Origin of the sequence: Pseudomonas sp. 10B238 (assembly GCF_000970615.1) — a bacterium.
Taxonomy (GTDB): Bacteria; Pseudomonadota; Gammaproteobacteria; order Pseudomonadales; family Pseudomonadaceae; genus Stutzerimonas.
In genome coordinates, this window is the sequence record NZ_KQ033930.1 from 22,781 (window position 1) to 39,198 (window position 16,418).

13 protein-coding genes are annotated in these 16,418 nt (G+C 59.1%); 8 read left to right on the forward strand and 5 right to left on the reverse strand.

Going from position 1 to position 16,418, the window contains the following annotated elements:
• Positions 1-175: 175 nt before the first annotated feature.
• From RT21_RS06875 to RT21_RS06895, 5 genes are all read left to right on the forward strand, one after another.
• Positions 176-580, forward strand: coding sequence for an ElaB/YgaM/YqjD family protein (locus tag RT21_RS06875; protein ID WP_046162154.1), 405 nt, complete (start codon positions 176-178; stop codon positions 578-580).
• Between the two features lie 20 nt (positions 581-600).
• Positions 601-981 carry a phage holin family protein gene (locus tag RT21_RS06880; RefSeq protein ID WP_045426252.1) on the forward strand — a complete coding sequence of 127 codons (381 nt, stop codon included), beginning with the start codon at positions 601-603 and terminating at the stop codon, positions 979-981.
• Complete coding sequence (locus RT21_RS24095; RefSeq protein WP_046162155.1) at positions 978-1,280, forward strand: hypothetical protein; 303 nt, start codon at positions 978-980, stop codon at positions 1,278-1,280. The genes RT21_RS06880 and RT21_RS24095 overlap by 4 nt, the downstream gene beginning before the upstream one ends.
• 193 nt (positions 1,281-1,473) lie before the next feature.
• A complete protein-coding gene (locus RT21_RS06890; RefSeq protein WP_046162156.1) occupies positions 1,474-2,805 on the forward strand; it encodes a deoxyguanosinetriphosphate triphosphohydrolase in 1,332 nt (443 codons plus the stop codon).
• A 5-nt stretch (positions 2,806-2,810) separates the two neighbouring features.
• On the forward strand, positions 2,811-3,905 hold the full coding sequence (locus tag RT21_RS06895) for an FUSC family protein (RefSeq protein WP_046162385.1): 1,095 nt from the start codon (positions 2,811-2,813) through the stop codon (positions 3,903-3,905).
• Here RT21_RS06895 and RT21_RS06900 read toward each other — a convergent pair.
• Positions 3,895-4,239: a YggL 50S ribosome-binding family protein gene (locus RT21_RS06900; protein WP_046162157.1), complete on the reverse strand. Its 345-nt coding sequence runs from the start codon at positions 4,237-4,239 to the stop codon at positions 3,895-3,897. The two genes, RT21_RS06895 and RT21_RS06900, sit on opposite strands and share 11 nt — an antisense overlap.
• Before the next feature lie 284 nt (positions 4,240-4,523).
• Here RT21_RS06900 and dacB point away from each other — a divergent pair, with 284 nt between their 5' ends.
• Positions 4,524-5,984, forward strand: a complete 1,461-nt coding sequence (gene dacB / locus RT21_RS06905) for a D-alanyl-D-alanine carboxypeptidase/D-alanyl-D-alanine endopeptidase (protein WP_046162386.1) — start codon at positions 4,524-4,526, stop codon at positions 5,982-5,984.
• Between the two features lie 129 nt (positions 5,985-6,113).
• Here dacB and rlmKL read toward each other — a convergent pair whose 3' ends face one another.
• On the reverse strand, positions 6,114-8,294 hold the full coding sequence (rlmKL, locus tag RT21_RS06910; RefSeq protein WP_046162387.1) for a bifunctional 23S rRNA (guanine(2069)-N(7))-methyltransferase RlmK/23S rRNA (guanine(2445)-N(2))-methyltransferase RlmL: 2,181 nt from the start codon (positions 8,292-8,294) through the stop codon (positions 6,114-6,116).
• Positions 8,295-8,647: 353 nt separating this feature from the next.
• On the opposite strand from rlmKL, the gene rmf reads away from it, so the two are divergent.
• Positions 8,648-8,863 carry a ribosome modulation factor gene (gene rmf, locus RT21_RS23195; protein ID WP_082082129.1) on the forward strand — a complete coding sequence of 72 codons (216 nt, stop codon included), beginning with the start codon at positions 8,648-8,650 and terminating at the stop codon, positions 8,861-8,863.
• Between the two features lie 90 nt (positions 8,864-8,953).
• On the opposite strand, the gene RT21_RS06920 is transcribed toward rmf, so the two are convergent.
• Together RT21_RS06920 and RT21_RS06925 are read right to left on the reverse strand one after the other, a co-directional pair.
• Positions 8,954-9,994, reverse strand: a complete 1,041-nt coding sequence (locus RT21_RS06920; protein ID WP_046162159.1) for a quinone-dependent dihydroorotate dehydrogenase — start codon at positions 9,992-9,994, stop codon at positions 8,954-8,956.
• Positions 9,995-10,100: 106 nt separating this feature from the next.
• On the reverse strand, positions 10,101-10,322 hold the full coding sequence (locus tag RT21_RS06925) for a DUF2835 domain-containing protein (protein ID WP_046162388.1): 222 nt from the start codon (positions 10,320-10,322) through the stop codon (positions 10,101-10,103).
• A gap of 168 nt (positions 10,323-10,490) precedes the next feature.
• Between RT21_RS06925 and RT21_RS06930 the strand changes: the two genes are divergently transcribed.
• Positions 10,491-11,414 carry a DUF6685 family protein gene (locus RT21_RS06930; RefSeq protein WP_045426236.1) on the forward strand — a complete coding sequence of 308 codons (924 nt, stop codon included), beginning with the start codon at positions 10,491-10,493 and terminating at the stop codon, positions 11,412-11,414.
• Between the two features lie 146 nt (positions 11,415-11,560).
• On the opposite strand, the gene RT21_RS06935 is transcribed toward RT21_RS06930, so the two are convergent.
• A complete protein-coding gene (locus tag RT21_RS06935; protein WP_045426232.1) occupies positions 11,561-16,408 on the reverse strand; it encodes an NAD-glutamate dehydrogenase in 4,848 nt (1,615 codons plus the stop codon).
• Positions 16,409-16,418: the final 10 nt, after the last annotated feature.

A 16,418-nucleotide genomic window follows, 5' to 3' on the forward strand; every position in this document is an offset into this window, starting at 1 on the left:
GCTTCGGCGGGTTTTCTTTTTCCTGGTCTTTTCTCATGCTGCGGAGCCATTGTGAGCTTCGGATAAATGGATGCTCCAAGCGCTTTCAACCGAAACGGGAACCTTGCACCGCCGGCACGCTCGAAACCCTAAGCACCGGACCTAACGTCCCTGCGAGACTCAAGAGGAACTGCAGATGTCTACCGAATCGACTTTCGGCACCAGCGACAACACGCCAATCCCTGACGGAACAACCGAAACCCACAGCTCGTCCCTGATCGATAAGTCCGCTCATCGTCGCAATCTGCAGGCAGCTCAGAATGCGCTCATCGAAGAATTCCATACCCTCATAGGCGATACTGAGCGCCTGTTGAAACACACGCAGGATACTGCCGGCACCCAGACTGAAGAGCTCCGCGGTAAGATCAACGCCAACCTCAGTCGGGCCCGCCAGATGCTTAAGGATCAGGAAGGTACCCTGAAGGAACAGGGCCAGGCCGCCATCCAGTGCACCGAGGAGTATGTTCATACTCACCCATGGCAATCGATCGGTATTGCGGCGGGAGTTGGCTTTCTCTTCGGCCTGATTACCCGCCGCTAATAATGTGGGGAACGGATCCAATGGAAACCAGACACGCTGAAGACGCCCCTGCGCCGTCCATCAAGAAGATGGGCAGCGCGGTTGCAGGCCTCGTACAAGGGCATCTGGAGCTCATCGGAATTGAGATTCAGGAAGAGCGGGCGCGGGTCTTCAAGCTGTTTCTTCTGGCTAGTCTCAGCTTGATCCTTGGGTTGCTGATTCTCGTTGGGCTGTCGGCGGCAATTGTGATCGCCTTTTGGGACAGCAACCCTATCGCGGCGATTCTGGTTCTCTGCGCTATCTATGCGGTTGTGCTGGCCGTCTGTATCAGCCGCGCCATACGTCTCGCCAAAGAAAGCGTCTCGCCTTTTCAAGCGACGGTCGAAGAATTGGCCCGAAACCGGGAGCGTTTACTGCCATGAGCCTTCCACTCAGCAGCTCCGGCGATCTAGCCATGCGCAAGGATCTGGTTCGCTTGCGCATGGAAATGAACCGCCAACAAGTCTTGTATCACTCACAACCGTTAGTCCACCCTTTTCAACGGATCAAGGGAATGGTCACGAGCCGTGGCACGACCTCAGAGCACCATAGTGGGAAAGGCCCACTGATGATTGCCGCGACTGTGGGGCTTACCCTATTCGGCCGTCGACTGGGCAAGATCGGCAGACTGGCCAGGGTAGGCATAATGCTCTATCCCCTGATCCGCAGGCTGCGGCACTAGACGTAGAAATGGTCTTTGTGCGTGACTCAGGTGATACGCCTCCCAGCTAAATGCTGATGGTCTCGCGGCCAGCAACTCCTGTAGGCTGGCAGCCTTCTACAGGAATGGTTATCAGGCTGCTCAGTTGTGCGTACAGAGGAATCTGATCCGCTGAGCAAGCCTCCCCCACTGGCGACATCAAGGAGGTTGCTCTTTGGACTGGCACACGCTGCTCAATCGTGAGCGGCTCGGAAAATCTGTACGTAGCAATGAAGAGCTTGGTCGGAGTCCGTTCCACAAGGACCACGACAGGATCATCTTTTCCGGTGCGTTCCGCCGGCTTGGGCGCAAAACCCAGGTGCATCCGGTATCAAGCAACGACCATATTCACACACGCCTTACCCATTCGCTGGAGGTCAGCTGCGTTGGCCGCTCGCTCGGCATGCGCGTGGGTGAAGTGCTTCGCGATGACATGCCAGAGTGGTGCAGCCCAGCAGACCTCGGCATGGTGATCCAGTCCGCCTGTTTGGCTCATGATATCGGCAATCCACCGTTCGGCCACTCCGGAGAGGATGCCATCCGCCATTGGTTTCAACAGGCTGCCGCACGCGGTTGGCTGGATGACATGAGCGATGCCGAACGCGCTGATTTTCTCAATTTCGAGGGCAACGCCCAAGGCTTCCGGGTACTCACCCAGCTCGAGTACCACCAGTTCGACGGCGGCACACGCCTGACCTACGCAACGCTGGGAACCTACCTCAAGTACCCCTGGACATCGCGTCATGCAGAGGCGCTTGGCTACAAGAAACACAAGTTCGGTTGTTACCAGAGCGAGCTGCCGTTACTGGAGCAGATAGCCGCTAAGCTCGGCCTTCCAAAGCTGGACGAGCAGCGCTGGGCGCGACACCCCCTGGTCTATCTGATGGAGGCTGCCGACGATATTTGCTATGGGCTCATCGATCTCGAAGATGGCCTTGAGATGGACCTTCTGGAGTATGGCGAGGTTGAAGCCCTACTTTTGAATCTGGTGGGCGATGACGTGCCTGAGACCTACCGGCAGCTGGGCCCCGAAGGCTCACGTCGGCGCAAGCTGGCGATCCTCAGGGGCAAGGCTATTGAGCATCTCACCAATGCCGCCGCGGAAGCTTTCGTCGAACAACAGCAGGAGTTGCTGACCGGTCACCTTACTGGAGATTTGGTCGAGCATATGCATGGCCCAGCCAAGCAATGCGTCCTGCAGGCCAAGGCCATGGCCCGGGAAAAGATTTTCCAAGACAAGCGCAAGACACTGCACGAGATTGGCGCCTATACGACACTCGAAATACTGCTTAACGCCTTCTGTGGGGCAGCACTGGAGCAACACGGGGGTCGCACACTATCGTTCAAGAATCGCCGCATCCTGGATCTGCTCGGAAACAACGCACCAGATCCTGACTGGCCGCTGTATCAATCGTTTATTCGAATGATCGACTTCATCGCAGGCATGACTGACAGCTACGCGACCGAGATGGCCAGCGAAATGACCGGACGCTCGAGCCCGACGTGAGCCTGATGAAGAAGTCGCTATGGAAATACGTCGGCTGGCAGCCTGGGCGCCCCGCCTGGGGTGCTGCCGCAGTCGCCGGTCTGGGTTGCGCCCTGCCCTTGCTGCTGGGACTGTTTAGCGGGCATCCCGGCTTCCTGTGGGCGACGGTTGGTGCATTCCAGGCGGCAAAGGCGAACCCGCTCCACCGCCTCGGCATGCTGCGAATGCTGCTCTTGATTGGGCTTGGCGCCGGTAGCGCCGGGCTCGGCTTCTGGTCAGCGACACACCCCCTGATCAGTCTCGGCCTGTTTGCCTTCTACGGCCTCTTGCTCGCATGGCTGCAACGATACGGCAGCGAGGCCGGTAAGCTCGGGATAGGTCTGGCCATCTGCTTGTGTCTGGGCCAGGGCCAGCATGGCGTTGGCGACTTCAACAATCCTCAGGCGATTGCCGCGCTGTTCGCCCTGGGCGGCCTTTGGGTCACTCTTCTAGCTTTCGGCCTTCGAGGCATGCATGGCTTGCGTATGTGGCCGTATATGCCACGACTGTTGAGCTTGTTGAAAGTGTTGCGCCGCCGAGCACGACGCACACCCATTCGCCAGTGGCGGCTGCACGCGATTAGCTACGTCCTGGCAGCAGCGATTGGCGGTCTGATCGTAACCCTGGCAGATCTGCCCCGAGGCTACTGGCTGACGCTTGCGGTGTTCACCACTCTGCAGATGGACCTTCAGCGCAGCTTCGTTCGCGCCCTGCAAGCCAGCATCGGGATCTTCTGTGCAGCGGCGGTGTTGATCTATATGGGCCACAGCCTGGCCGATCCACCCATGATGGTCATGATCATGCTGCCGTTGGTAATGCTCAGCCGGGCATTCCAGTCACACCACTATGGGTTATTCGTTCTGCAGACAACCTTGAGCTTCGTTCTGCTGGCCGAAACGTTGGCGCAAGATTGGGGTTTGCCACAGCTGCGTCTGATTAATGCCGCCATTGGCGTGGGCGTGGCGCTGGTTGTTACCTTACTCATGTACCTACTGCGCCGGCTGGTCACCCGAATTGCGTTGCGCAAATCCAGGCAACCAGCCGCAACCGATCAGGGCAGGGATGATTCGATCACGCCTTAGCGTTGATCTCGTTTTCCGGGTACCAAACGTCCATCAACGGGCTCACGTTGAATTCGGACAGTTCTTCGCGGCCCTTGAGCCAAGCCTCAACCTGACCGCGCTGCTCTTCATTGACCGAACCGCGAGTGGCCAGGCAGACGAAACCGTAATCTTCGCCGCCAATATAGCCCAGACCGTTGATCTCGATGGCTTCGTTCAGGAAGGCTTCCAGAAACGCATCGACCGCCTTGGCTTCGAGACCATCACGGTAGGTCAGACTGACCTCGAAACCCAATTCCTGGAATTCATCGACACAAAGTTTTTTGCGCAAACGACGCGAGCGATTGGTAGCCATTGATTCGGTCCTTACATAACGATAATAACGGCGCGCACTCTAACAGCAACGGACGGCTAGTGCGATTGCCGGGCCGGCCTGCTAGACCAATATTTCCAAAACGACGACAGCTCACTAAGTCTTTATTTGCAGGGAAGGGAGCCAGACGTCTACGCTTGTCGGATGAGAAGCACGTCACTTCTCGGACGTGGGCATAATGGCCCGCCATTCTTCCCTGAACGCTGTAGGGAACCTGTATGTCATTGATCTCGAGTCTGTCTGCCCCAGCCAATCGGAGCGGCGCGATTAGCCAGTTCCTCTCCCGTGTCGCCGCTGCCGCGCTAGCGCTGCCGCTGGCGTTTCCCGCCTTCGCCGAAACCGTCAATCAGACCTTACCGCCCCGCGTGGCGCAGGCGCTCAAGGCAAACAAGATCGAGAACAGCGCGCTATCCGTCGTCATGCTACCGCTCAACGGTACCGGATCACCGACGTTCGTAAATGCGGACGTCTCGGTTAACCCAGCCTCGACCATGAAGCTGGTCACGACGTACGCCGCGCTGGAACTACTGGGTCCTAACCACCAGTGGAAGACAGAGTTCTATGCTGACGGACCGGTCGAGAACGGCACGCTAAATGGCAACCTTTACCTCAAGGGCGGCGGTGATCCGAAGCTCAACATGGAAAAGCTCTGGTTGTTGCTGCGAGACCTGCGAGCCAACGGCGTAGAGACCGTTACGGGCGATCTTGTCCTCGACCGCAGCCATTTCGTGCAACCGACGTTGCCGGTCTTCGACGACGATGGCAATGACAAGAACAAGCCTTTCCTGGTCGGACCAGATGCACTCTTGGTCAACCTCAAGGCACTTCGCTTCATCGCCCGCAACGATGGCGGCAACGTCAAAGTCTTGGTCGAGCCGCCAATTGCCACCGTTCAGATCGACAATCGCATTCAGGCATTGCCAAAAGCCAAATGCCCGGGCTGGCCCGACATCCGCTACAACCCGATCGAAAACGGTAATGGGGTAACCGTGGTCGTCACCGGCAAGCTGCCGGCTGGATGCAGCGGACAGACTTACCTCTCAGTACTTGACCACCAGCGCTATGCCGCCGGTGCGGTACGGGCGATCTGGAAGGAGCTTGGCGGCACTATTCTCGGCGGGGATCGAGTAGCGCCAGTGGCCAAGGATGCAAAAATGATTGCACGAGCCTACTCGCCAGATCTGGTTGAGATCATTCGCGACATCAACAAGTACAGTAACAACACCATGGCAAGGCAGTTGTTCCTGAGTTTGGGCGCCGAATTCCGTAACGAAGCGGATGCAGATGATTCCATGGCCGCGCAGCGGGTCATCCGGCAGTGGCTGGCGAAAAAGGGTTTGATTTCGCCGCACTTGGTCATCGAGAACGGATCCGGCCTGTCGCGGGCCGAACGCGTCAGCGCACGCGAATTGGCCAGCCTGCTACAAGCCGCTTGGAAAAGCCCATACGCGGCAGAGTTCATATCATCCATGCCGCTGGCCGCAGTGGACGGCACCATGCGCAAGCGCTTGCGCAATACAGGGGTTGCCGGCAAGGCGCATGTCAAGACCGGAACGTTGAACACAGTACGCGCAATTGCAGGTTATAGCCGCGACAACGACGGCAATACCTGGGCCGTCGTCGCGATACTCAACCATCCTCGGCCGTGGGGCGCTTCCTCGGTGCTGGATCAGGTATTGGTGAGTCTGTACAACCGCCCGGCAAACGAGAATACCGCGCAACGTTAGTCGATTAAGTCCAGCGTCGGAGGTCTCCGCCGACGCTGGACTTACGGCAGCAACGCTAGGTAACCGCCGCAGGCATCACTCGTGCGCTCTGCTGGGATCGCAACGCAGTGGCGCCCACCCCACCGTCAATCAGCGTGCCTGCAGCTTCCAGGCACGATGGATCTTGCTGTTGCGGCGAAAATCCTCGTCCAGAGTGGCGCTGGTGATTTCTTCCACGGCGTAGCGCTCGGCCACGCCCGCGTCGAGTACGAACTTGCGGAAGTTGTTGGAAAAATACAGCGTGCCTCCAGCGGCCAATCTCGCCATCGCCAGGTCGAGCAAAGCGACATGATCGCGCTGGACGTCGAACACCCCCTCCATGCGCTTCGAGTTGGAGAACGTCGGCGGGTCGATAAAGATCAGATCGTATTCGCCACGATCCTCCTCCAGCCAGGCCATAACGTCAGCCTGCTCCAGACGTTGTCGATCTGACAGACCATTCAGTGCCAGATTGCGTCGCGCCCAATCCAGATAGGTTTTCGACAGATCAACACTGGTTGTGCTGCGCGCGCCGCCCTTGGCCGCGTGAACGGTGGCAGTTGCGGTATAGCAATACAGGTTCAAGAAACGCTTGCCAGCCGCCTCGCGCGCGATACGTTGACGCATCGGCCGATGGTCAAGAAACAACCCGGTATCGAGGTAGTCGGTGAGATTCACCAATAGCTTGACATCGCCCTCCGTGACCTCAAGAAAGGTTCCCTGACTGGCCTGACGCTCGTACTGCCGCGTTCCACTCTGGCGCTCACGACGCTTGACCACAACACGGTCCTGGGAAATGCCCAGCGCCTGAGGTATGGCGCCCAACGCATCGTACAGTCGCGCCTGGGCTTTCTCAGGGTCAATCGAGCGCGGCGGCGCATATTCCTGCACATGCACCCAGTCGCCATATAGATCGATCGCCAGGGCATACTCGGGCATGTCGGCATCGTACAGGCGGTAGCACTGGATACCTTGCTTGCGGGCCCATTTGCCCAGAAGCTTCAGATTTTTCTGTAACCGGTTAGCGAACATCTGCCCGCCTTCACTGAGGCGAGCCAACTCCTGCACGGGTTTGTCTTCGTTCTTTGGCTCAGTAGCGGATGGTCGTTGGCCAGTGACGAACTGGTCCAGTTCGACCTTTATCAACAACAATTTGCAAGGCAGCGCACCGTTCCAGAAGGCGTATTGCTTGTGGCTGCGGATGCCCATGCGCTTGCCCAGCTCCGGTGCGGAGGTCAACACAGCCGCTTCCCAGCCGAGGCACGCCTGTCGCAGTCGCTCACCGAGGTTCTGGTAGAGATAAACCAGACTCGCCTCATCGCCCAGACGCTCGCCATACGGAGGATTGCAGATGACCAGGCCTTTCTGATTCTGATCAGGCCGAGGCTCGAACGTCGCCACATCACCCTGATAGACACGGATCCAACTCGCCAGCCCCGCTCGCTCTATATTGTTCTTCGCCGGTTGGATCAGGCGCGGGTCCGCCTCGTAGCCACGTATCCATAATGGCGGTTTGGCCATGCCCGCTTCGGCACGCGCCTGTGCTTCGGCATGCAGACGGTTCCACAGTGCCGGCACATGTCCGAGCCAGGCACTGAATCCCCAGCGTTCGCGGCGGAGATTAGGCGCAATATCAGCCGCCATCATTGCGCCTTCGACAAGAAAGGTGCCGACGCCACACATCGGGTCGGTTAGAGCGCCGCCAGCAGCAGCGATGCGAGGCCAGCCCGCACGAATCAATACGGCGGCTGCGAGGTTCTCCTTCAACGGCGCCGCGCCCTGCTGGAGACGGTAGCCGCGCTGGTGCAGGCTGTGTCCGGACAGATCCAGAGATAGCACCGCCTGTCCACGGTCCAAGCGCAGATGGACACGCAGGTCCGGATTCAACTTATCGACACTGGGTCGTTCGCCGGTCGCCGTACGGAGTCGATCGACGATGGCATCCTTGACCTTGAGCGCGCCGAAGTGAGTATTGTCGATACCAGATCCATGACCGCTGAATTCGACCGCCAGGCTACCGGTCGCCGCGAGATGCTCCGACCAGTCGACCTGGTGCACACCTTCATAGAGCGTTTCGGCGTTGACCGTGGCGAAGCGCTCGATCACCAGCAGTACTCGGTTGGCCAGCCGAGACCAGAGGCACAACCGATAGGCAACCTCCATGCTGGCATAGCCGCGAATTGCCGCGGTTTGCTCACGCGTCTCCTCGAGCCCGAGCTCTTTGGCTTCTTCGAGCAGCAGGCCTTCAAGACCTTTGGGGCACGTGAGGATAAGTTCGTGGCGATCAGTCATGGCATGTCCAGTCAATTGTTCGATTCGGTTGGGCAGACTTCCGAATCTCGATTCGATATATCGCGCGGTTTCCGACTGTCTTTTCGTCGCGAAGCTGACGCTGCGGTACAACATTGGCAGCGCCGGGAGCGCTCCCTGCCTGCCTTATAGGCGGTGCTACGGTTTGGTGACCTACTTATTACAAAACGATCATTCCCGCTTTGCAGTCATTGGGTTAGAACTCGACTCAGTCCGGCATCGCAACGATGCTGGAAGAACCCGCCACGCCGGCAGCGGGCTTCACCGGCAGTCTATCTGCCAACCTCGCCATGAGGACAACGGAAACACCAGTCAACCACTGAGGGCAATACCCAATGAGAAGACTCAAGCGTGATCCGATGGAACGAGCATTTCTACGCGGTTATCAGCATGGCATACACGGTAAATCTCGCGATCTCTGTCCTTTTTCTCATCCCGAAGTACGCCAAGCCTGGATTAACGGCTGGCGGGAGGGTCGCGGCGACAATTGGGACGGTCTGACCGGCGCGGCCGGTATCCACCGATTGAACGAACTTCACGCGGTCGGCTGACACAATCACACCGACTTCGACTGGCACGCCCCATCCGGGCGGCGGGCTTGAAGCCCGGGGCTCCCATCGGGAGCCCCACCGAAGAACAGCTTAACGATTCGTTTCCTTCCGAGATTGCAGTGCAGCGATGGCGTCTACAGCCTCGCGAATCAGCGCTGGCCCCTTGTATATAAAACCCGTGTAAAGCTGGACCAGACTTGCTCCGGCCTCGATTTTTTCCGCCGCATGGCGCCCTTGCGTGATCCCACCAACGGCAATGATAGGCAAGCGGCCCGCCAGGGTTTCAGCCAACACCCGGACGGTGTGGGTGCTCTTTTCTCGCACCGGAGCACCGGAAAGCCCGCCCGCCTCATCGGCATGGGCAAGCCCCGCCACGCCGTCACGACCCAGCGTCGTGTTGGTCGCGATAACCGCGTCCATTCCGGCCTGGAATACCGCTTCGGCAACCAGCCTGGTTTCCTCGTCGGTCATATCCGGCGCGATCTTGATGGCCAGCGGCACACGCTTGCCATGAAGCACTTCGAGGTCTTCGCGGCGCTGGCCTAGCGCGTCAAGCAGCTGCTTGAGCGAGTCACCGAACTGCAGGCTGCGCAACCCCGGGGTATTGGGCGAACTGACGTTCACAGTGACGTAACTCGCTTGGTGATAGACCTTGTTCAGGCACAACAGGTAATCATCCTGAGCGCGCTCGACCGGCGTATCGAAATTCTTGCCGATGTTGATACCCAGGATGCCCTTGAAACGAGCCGCATCGACCCGCTCCAGCAAGGCATCGACGCCGTGATTGTTGAAACCCATACGGTTTATGATGGCTTCGGCTTCGGGCAGCCGAAAAATGCGCGGCTTTGGATTACCAGGTTGCGGCCTCGGCGTCACAGTACCCACTTCGACAAACCCGAATCCGAGCTGCGACATTCCGCAAATCGCCTCGCCGTTCTTATCCAGTCCGGCCGCCAGTCCCACCGGGTTAGGGAAATCCAATCCCATCACCCGCACCGGCAAGCTAGCCGGTGCCTTGTTCAGCATGGCGTTAAGGCCTAGACGGCCGCCCGCGCCGATAAGATCAAGCGACAGTTCATGGGACGTCTCAGGCGTAAACTTGAAAAGCAGCTGGCGGGCCAGGTTATACATACGCAGCCAAGATCCTGGAAAGAGTGGCGCGAGAGTATAGCAGGCGGGCAGTACTCATAGCGGGCGCAACGTAGCGCCCTTATCTGGATCATCCAAAGAAAGGCGTCTATTCGAGTCTGCGCAAACGAATCAATTTGCCTTCCGGAGCAAACTCCATCTCGAATGAACCAAACACACCGGCAGTTGTCAGAAAGGGTCGCAGATGATGTGCCGGCAAGCTGACGCTCTTCCCTTCCCGGCTTTTGAGCAGGATACGATTGGCGCGCCCCTGATAGACCGCCAGCAGCTTATCGGCGGGCAGTGCAATATCCAGCAAGAGGCTTGGCATGGAGGCTCCCTCATTGATCAGCGCAGCGATTTTGCCATACCGGCTCTCTAGCAGTGACCTGTCACTGCTGTTGGTTGCCGAACTCGCCATAGAAAAGCTCGGCAAATACGGTGCGCAGCGTGGACGGCTCTGCCACACTTCGACCGTTGCCCTATGCGTTCATCTACCATGATGAGTCTGCCCGAGCCGATGCCGCCCGTGACTTCACGAATCGTCAGATTTGCCCAACGCCTTGGATTGACCGGCAAATCGCCGCGTCAGGTCCTCGAGCACGCCAGCCAGATCAACTTACCCTTTGCCCCGCTCTCCGAGCCGGCGCCGAGCATCTTCTGGCACGACGGCCCTTGTCTGCAGCGATTCGCTGATCTACCGAGAAGCGCCCTATCCGGCCCGATTCAGGAAGACAAAGCCAAGGCTCACGCTGCGTTGACGCGGCTCGTGCGTCAGGAACAGAGCGCTTATCCATCGCTCGACTTACGTCAGGTTGACGGTCTCGGTGGGCAAAGTACTGACGGAGCAGTCTACCCGACCTTCGAAGCACTGGCCGCTACACCCGCTTGTCGCCAGTTACGCGTGATCAGCTACAAGGATTTCATACGGACCATCACCGCTGCGCTGCCGGGCTATAACGAACAGGCACCAATCGAGCTTCGTCAAGCCAGCTGGCTCGGCGAGCGGATTTACTGGAGCGGCGAGCACCATGCCGAAGCCTTCGCCTGTGCCATCGCCTACGCACGGCTGCGGGGGCTGGAGGTCAACCTTCCTTGCGAACTCACCGATTACCGGCTCGATGCAGCCGGTCTACAGGCCCTCGATAGTGACTACCACGCAGTCACCATGCCAGCACAAGCGTGGAGCGACCGAGGATTCATGGGCCTGCTGCTCGAAGCGAAGATTCCCTATGCGCGCTTGACGCTGCTGCGCAACGCTAATAACTCCGAGCTGCTCTTGCTGGACAAGGGGCAACCCGCTGCGAATGCATTGGGAGAAGGACTCAAGCTCGCCGGCGCTCCGGATATGGTTCGCTACTTGCGCGACCTGCCGCAGATTACGCGTTTCCGCCTCGGCAATCGGACGGTACAAGCGGACTGATCTATCCGACGCAGCTGCGTCGGAACTCAGACACCCCCTCGCCGACCAGCACCATTTTGCAGCTGAAAAAAAACGCCGATGCACAAGGCACCGGCGTTTCATCTCAGACGAAATCAGCCGCCAGGAAACCCGGCGGTGAATCGCACCTAGCGTCTCGCACTTTCCAGCGCGAGGTCTTGTAGCTCGCGACCCGCAACAGCGTACATGGCGTAATCCACACTGCTGGCGCTGCGCAGCTCGACCAGCATTCGCCGCCAACGCTCGACCTGATATTCCCGTTGCTCCAGCCAAAGCTGAACGCGTGCATCCAGGTTTTCAGGCGCGTCGGCCATCTGCAACACCGATACCGTAATGGCGCGCTGCTGACTGTCCAAATCATCGCGGAAGCTTTCCCGAGCCAGGGCTTGCCAGTTGTTGTCCACCGGCAGACCCGTCACCTGCTGAAGATACCAGGGCAACTCCAACGCGCCGCCGACAGCGAAGTAGGCCGCTGCAACTTCAGCGGGTGGCTGCCCTGTTTCATCAGCGGCTTCCAGTATTGGAAGCAGCGTATAGAGATGATTGGTGCCGGCCACCATTCGCGCCAATAACTCGGGCACCCCGGCGTCGGTGTACCGCTCGTAACGCGCCTGCCAAAGCTCGCGTGTTCCGCCCTGCAACAGCTCATCGAGCTTTAACCCGAGCGCCGCGACCCGCGGCCCGAAGTGCCCGACGTCACGTGCGGCGTCCAGCTCGCTTCGACGGTTGCGCAGGAACCAGCGGGTCGCTCGCCGCCCCAGCCGCATCAGTTCATCCATGAGGTTGAGCTGCAATTCGGACGGGACCTTGTAATCGAGCGCTTCGATCTGGCGGAACCAATGGGGTAGATGGAAGATGTCCCGCACAATTACATAAGCACCCGCAACGTTGGCGACACTCAGGCCGGTCGCCTCTCTGAGCCGCTGAACGAAGGTGATCCCCATGTTATTGATCAGGTCGTTGGCGATCTGCGTGCTGACAATCTCGCGCTTGAGACGGTGTTGCAGCATCGCCGGGCGATACTGCTCGGCTAGCAACTGCGGGAATGCGCTTTCCATCTCCCGAGCAAGATAGGCATCGTCCGGCACGCGAGACTGCAGCAGCGCCTCCTTCAGTTCGATCTTGCTGTATGAAATCAGCACCGACAGCTCAGGTCGCGTCAATCCCTTGCCCAGGTTTGCGCGCTCGGCCAGCACTTCGTCGCTCGGCAGAAATTCAAGCGCGCGATCCAGCAAGCCGTCCGCTTCAAGGGAAGTGATCAGTCGCTTGTATTCACTGCCGCTCTCATGGGCGCGACGTTCGGCCTGCGATAGCGCCTGGGTCTGCTTGTAGTTGTCATGCAGCACCAGTTCGGCCACGGCGTCGGTCATCTCGAACAACAACTGGTCGCGCTGCTTGCCGGTCATGTCTCCAGCACTGACGATCTCGTTGAGGAGAATCTTGATGTTGACCTCGTGGTCGGAGCAGTTCACCCCACCGGCATTGTCAATGAAGTCCGTATTTGCCGCGCCGCCCTGCAAGCAGTACTCGACGCGCCCCAACTGGGTGATGCCCAGGTTGCCGCCTTCGCCGATGACCTTGGCACGCAGCTCGTTCCCGTTGACCCGCAGGATGTCGTTGGCCTTGTCCCCAACGTCTGCATGGGTCTCCGCCGTGCTCTTCACATAGGTGCCAATGCCGCCGTTCCATAGCAAATCGACCGGCGCCTTGAGCAAAGCATGAATCAGTTCGGCCGGGGTCAGCTGATCCGCCTCGATCTCGAACCGCGCCTTCATCTGTGGCGTGATCGCGATACGCTTAGCTGAACGGGGAAACACGCCACCGCCGGCGGAAATCAATGAAGAATCGTAATCGGTCCAGGATGAGCGCGGCATATCGAACAGGCGCTGCCGCTCGACAAAGCTGCGCGCAGCGTCCGGGTCGGGATCGATGAAGATATGCAGATGGTTGAAAGCGGCTACCAGCTGCAAGGTTTCGGACATCAGCAAGCCGTTGCCGAACACATCGCCAGCCATGTCTCCAATGCCAATCACGCTGACGTTGTCGCGCTGGACATCGATGCCCCGCTCGCGGAAGTGCCGCTGCACCGAGACCCAGGCGCCCTTGGCAGTGATGCCCATCTTTTTGTGGTCGTAGCCAGCAGAACCACCCGATGCGAAGGCGTCGCCCAACCAGAAGTCGTACTCCGCGGCGATGCCATTGGCAATGTCGGAAAAGGTTGCGGTGCCCTTGTCAGCGGCAACCACCAGGTAAGGGTCATCCTCGTCGTAGCGCAGTACGTTGACAGGCGGTACGACGACGCCTTCTTTGAGGTTATCGGTGATGTCTAGCAGGCCGCTGATAAAGATCCGATAGCAAGCGATGCCCTCGGCCAGCACCTCATCGCGCGAGCCGTTGGTAGGCAGACGCCGTGGCACGAAACCACCCTTGGCGCCCCCCGGCACGATGATGGCGTTCTTCACCTGCTGCGCCTTAACCAGCCCTAGCACCTCGGTGCGGTAGTCCTCTTCCCGATCGGACCAGCGCAAGCCGCCTCGCGCGACTTTGCCGCCTCGCAGGTGTACGCCTTCCACACGTGGCGAATAGACGAATATTTCGAATTTTGGCGCCGGGCGCGGCATCTCTGGAATCGATCGCGAGTCTAGCTTGAAGCTGAAATAGCTCTTCGGTTTGCCGCTGGCATCGGCCTGATAGAAGTTGGTTCGCAGCGTTGCCTTGATCAGCGCCAGATAGCGCCGCAGGATGCGGTCCTCGTTGAGCACCGCAACGTCATCCAGAGCCGTGATGATGGCCTGTTCCAGCCGCGCCTGTTTATCAGCGAGGTCCTCTTCGCCGAGTTTGCGCGCCAGGTAGAACCGCATCTTGAACAGCCGCACCAGTTCGCGTGCGATGTCGGTGTGGTTGAGCAAAGCGCTGGCGATATAGCCCAGATCGAAGCCCATGCGAATCTGCTTAAGGTACCGGCCGTAGGCGCGCAACAGCGCGACTTCGCGCCAGGTGAGCCCGGCGGTCAGTACCAGCCTGTTGAACGCGTCATTTTCCGCCTGGCCGTTATTGATGGCAATGAACGCGTCCTGCAGCGGCTCGTTGATCTCCATCAGATCGATCTCGAGCCCTTCTGCATAGGTGAACGCGAAATCGTGAATCCAGTATTCACGGCCATCCTTGCGCCGCAGATGGAAGGGAAACTCTCCCAGAACACGTAGCCCGAGGTTCTCCAGAATCGGCAGCATGTCGGACAACGGCAGCGGTGTATCCAGGTGATAGAGCTTGCAGTGCAGGCGGTTTTCCACAGCCGTGATTGGCTGATAGAAGCTCATCACCAATGGCCGTTGTCCGCTGAGACTGAGCACGTGCTGCATATCAACAGCCGCCGATTGCGGCGCGAAACGTTCGCGATATCCAGCGGGGAAGCCTTTCGGGAAGTCGGCGAGTATCCCGGTACCCTGGGCTTCGCCAAAACGCTCGATGACCACGTTTGAGTAGTCGTCCTGCCAGGTTCGGCAGGCCTGAACCACCTCGTTTTCCAACTGGACTGGATCGAACTGCACCTGCTTGTGCGGATCCAGACGCAGCAGGAACTGCACGCGGATCAGCACGGACTCGGAGAAGTAGGTGGAAAATTCACAGCCGCTGGCTTCCAGGCGGTCCACCAGCACCTGCTGGATGCGCAGGCGGGTCTCGGTCGAATAACTGTCGCGGGGGACATAGGCCAGGCAGTAGCAGAAGCGCCCATACGGATCGATACGCAGGAACAGGCGCAGCTTGTTGCGCTCCTGGATTTGCACGATGGCAATAGCGGTGCTGAACAGCTGATCGAGCGTCATCTGGAACAACTCGTCGCGCGGCAGCACTTCCAATACCTGAGTCAGCTCCTTGGCCAGATGCGCCGAATCATCGAAGTGCGACCGCTCGATCACCTCCGCCACCTTGCTCCGAATATAGGGTATCCGCCGCACGCTCTGGGTGTAGACCGAGGACGTGAACAGTCCGAGGAAGCGGCACTCACGGGTAACCCGCCCGTGCTCGTCGAATTCACGAATGGAGACGAAATCCGGATAAGCCGGCCGGTGCACCCGGCTCGGAGTAGCCGCCTTGGCGAATGACAGCAGCAGCGGCTCGCGCAGATAGGCCAGGGCCGGCGGCATGATCAGTTGATCGTCAGCTTCAAGGCCAGTGCGTAGATGGCGCGACAGACCTAGTAGCGACGCCTCGTCATAAATAATGCGACCGCCCTCGCCCTGGTCGACAACCGTGAACTCTTCGTATCCGAGGAAGGTGAAATGATCGTCAGCCAGCCAGCGCATAAAATCCATGCTTTCAGCCAGCTGGGCATTATCAGCCGTTTGCAACATCGCCAGACGGGCATGGTGCTCCTCGGCCTTCGCCTTCATCGCTGGAAAATCGGTGACGGCCAGGCGTACCTCAGCTAGCACGCCATGCAGCGACTGTTCCAGTTCATGCAGAGCCGCGGCACTGGCGCAGCGATCGATTTCGACGAAGATCAACGACTCGGCTTCGCTGCCTTCACCTGAGCTGCCCTTGGGCAGCAATTCGACCAGGCTGCCATCCCCGTCACGGCGGACCTGCAGCACGCTGTTCTGCAGGGTGTGAATGGCATAGCCACGACGGGTCAGTTCCATGCGCACCGAGTCGACCAGAAATGGCATATCCGGGTGCAGCACCTCGACCACGCTGTGGGTCGACTGCCAACCGTGCTTTTCATAATCGGGGTTGAATACCTGAACGACAGGGCTGCTCGGGTCAAAACGCTCCAGCAGACGCCAACTGGCCAGCGTCGAGCCAACCAGGTCGGTCATGCGCCGCTGGGTCAGCTCGGGCAATGCGACGATTCCGAAAAACTGTTCGGCGAAGAGTCCCACTTGTGGCAGGAGTTTCTCGTCGACATGCTGTGCCAGGGCCACTTTCAGTTGTTGCTGAAAATCGGCTTTGCTGGCAGCTGTAAAGAACGCCATTTTTTCGCTC